At 63.2% G+C, this 400-nt stretch carries 1 pseudogene; it reads right to left on the reverse strand.

Going from position 1 to position 400, the window contains the following annotated elements:
• A pseudogene (locus tag QQF40_RS17170) lies at positions 1-400 on the reverse strand (hemolysin D); the annotation flags it as partial.

The following is a 400-nucleotide window of genomic DNA, read 5'->3' on the forward strand; positions in this document are numbered from 1 at the left end:
GTAGGCGTCCTGCAGATAGGTATTGCGGATCTCGGCCTGACGACCCTTGAGCTCGGCGATCTCGCGATCCAGCTTGAGCATTTCCATCTCGCCCACGGCACGCCGCTTGACCAGCGGACGGATCACCGCGAGCTGACGCTGAGCGGCACTGATCTCCTTGCTGACCGCATTCAGAGCGCTATCACGCTTCTTGCGTCGCGCCGTGAACAGTTCACGCTCGGTAGCGGTCAGTGCCTCGTTGTCACGCACTTCCTCGGGGAACTCGATACTCGACTTGTCCAGCACCTCGGCTTCCAGGCGGGCGATGGTCGCGCGCAGCGCCTGCGCCTGACTCAGTGATTCCATGTAGGCCGAGCGGAAGCGGGTCTCGTCGATGGCGGCCAATAGCTGACCGGCCTCG

This window comes from Cobetia sp. LC6 (genome assembly GCF_030264805.1).
Classification (GTDB): domain Bacteria; phylum Pseudomonadota; class Gammaproteobacteria; order Pseudomonadales; family Halomonadaceae; genus Cobetia.